The following is a 1,917-nucleotide window of genomic DNA, read 5'->3' on the forward strand; positions in this document are numbered from 1 at the left end:
CCCTTAGCGCGATCCTGATATTCGTCCTGTCGCTTCGGCGGGTTGATCATGCGCTGTGTTCTCAGTTGGCCGGGCGTTTTGGCTTTGTCACGGAGGTAGATCCGTCGAGGAGATCGAGAAATGAGTGCAACGCCTTCACCATCATCCGTGCCCCGTTTTCGTTCAATGTGAAGGATCGCTTTCCCTCGTCAGTCAACAGCCCGACCAGGCAGACCCTAGGATTGTCACGGTCATCGATATCGATTGTGACGCCCGATACTCCTGGCAGCATTACGTCCTTTGGCTTCTTCGGCATCACAACAACCTTGACTCGTTCTCACTCCGTTCCCATTTTGGGCGGGCCTCGATCCTTGTCAATGAGACGACCGTAAATGTGTGGACGCGTTTTTGTAAAATCGACCATCCCGGACATGGTACGGCGCTTCGAGTTCGCGCACCCTGGCGACGTTGAGCGTTTGGGCAACGGGTTCCCGGTCTGGAATGGCGCGCCCAGCCTGACTTATCCAATCATTGTACGTGAAGAGCTTTCCACGAGCATGGCCGGTTTCGTTTCTGCGAAGTGGGGGCTGGTTCCCGGCTGGGCGCGCGATGGCGGCGGGCGGCCACCGCCTGTCAATGCGCGGTGCGAGACGATTGCCAGCAACGGCATGTTCCGAAAAGCATACGCCGCGCGCCGTTGCCTGGTGCCCGTCGACGGCTATTTCGAATGGCAAAAGCTCGATGTTTCGGGCAAGAAAAAGCAGCCTTACGCTATCGCCATGAAGGATGACGAGCCTTTTGCCATGGCTGGAGTATGGGAAGAATATGCCGACAAGGCCACCGGCGAGTTGATCCGGACCTTCGCTGTCGTCACCTGCGAGCCTAATACGTTGATGGCGACGATCCATGATCGCATGCCGGTTATTCTGGCGCCTGCCGATTACATGCGCTGGCTCGGCCCGGAACTGGATCCACGCGACCTTATGAAGCCATATCCTTCGGAACTGATGAAGATGTGGCCGATTGACAGGAAGGTCGGAAGCCCGCGAAACAACACGCCGGACCTCATTGACGAAATTGGCGTGGGACCAAACGACCTTTTCGACGTTTGAGCCTTTACAGTGAACGCTCGCGGTAGGAATATTGTCCTCAGGTGGGGCGACTCTCAAAAGGTGTCGCAATGGCTAGGTCAAAACCCTCAAAGCAGTTATCACAGGCTGAAATCGAGCGCTTCCTGGTGGCAGCGGAAGCGCTGCACCTAAGCATCATCAAGCCGTTCATATCACCACATTGCGACCACTACAGGCAGACGCGCGTCTTGCACGAGGTGCTGTTGAATACGGTGCGGCAAGTCACCGGGAAGGAAGTTGAGTTCATCCGGTGGAACACCACTGGACCGGTGCTGCCCCCCTAAGGCTGGGTAAGCGCCTGGCTGCCGGGGATCGATCAGGCCGAACCCGCAGAACTGACAATGCCAGCGATGCGGATAGCGACGGCATCAAGTCCGCCGTCGTAAATTCTCGTGAGGACGTGTTCCGCAGCTTCAGCCCGTTGGGCAGTGCAACCGCGAAGGTCGCCACCGCCCAACCTTGCCGGCCTGTTGGCGACGCAATCCCAAACTCCCCACAATCCGTCGCGCTCAATATGACAATAGAATCTGTGCTTGTGATTTTCCATGCAAGGTAAACTCCCCGCATCCCCATTGGGGTCCGATCTATCCAGGAAGGTGGTTAATGGGCCCGCGTTTGCCGATCGCACTTTAGGCTGGCCGCAGTGGTCCGTCGCCGCACGGTGGACTGCTCACTGCACCGGCCATTCTCCACGACACCAGCGCGCGTCAGACGGCTGCCGATGCGGAATCGGCGAGATGGGGGAACAGAGTTCAGACGCCGACGTTTTTTCCCCAGGTCACGCGATTTGCGCGTGTAGAACTAACGG

At 57.7% G+C, this 1,917-nt stretch carries 3 protein-coding genes; 2 read left to right on the forward strand and 1 reads right to left on the reverse strand.

The features are described from left to right. Positions 1-61 precede the first annotated feature (61 nt). Positions 62-295 carry a hypothetical protein gene (locus EN991_RS34355; protein WP_027162013.1) on the reverse strand — a complete coding sequence of 78 codons (234 nt, stop codon included), beginning with the start codon at positions 293-295 and terminating at the stop codon, positions 62-64. A 76-nt stretch (positions 296-371) separates the two neighbouring features. Between EN991_RS34355 and EN991_RS34360 the strand changes: the two genes are divergently transcribed. Beyond that, positions 372-1,091 carry an SOS response-associated peptidase gene (locus EN991_RS34360; RefSeq protein WP_127370394.1) on the forward strand — a complete coding sequence of 240 codons (720 nt, stop codon included), beginning with the start codon at positions 372-374 and terminating at the stop codon, positions 1,089-1,091. 68 nt (positions 1,092-1,159) lie between these two features. After that, positions 1,160-1,393, forward strand: coding sequence for a hypothetical protein (locus EN991_RS41375; RefSeq protein WP_127370395.1), 234 nt, complete (start codon positions 1,160-1,162; stop codon positions 1,391-1,393). Positions 1,394-1,917: the final 524 nt, after the last annotated feature.

Origin of the sequence: Mesorhizobium sp. M7A.F.Ca.US.005.03.2.1, assembly GCF_003997795.1 — a bacterium.
Lineage (GTDB): Bacteria > Pseudomonadota > Alphaproteobacteria > Rhizobiales > Rhizobiaceae > Mesorhizobium > Mesorhizobium ciceri.

Excerpts from the sequence above, each read along its gene's own strand:
- EN991_RS34355 (WP_027162013.1), bottom strand. The coding sequence starts at position 295 with ATGCCGAAGAAGCCAAAGGACGTAATGCTGCCAGGAGTATCGGGCGTC.
- EN991_RS34360 (WP_127370394.1), top strand. The coding sequence starts at position 372 with ATGTGTGGACGCGTTTTTGTAAAATCGACCATCCCGGACATGGTACGG.
- EN991_RS41375 (WP_127370395.1), top strand. The coding sequence starts at position 1,160 with ATGGCTAGGTCAAAACCCTCAAAGCAGTTATCACAGGCTGAAATCGAG.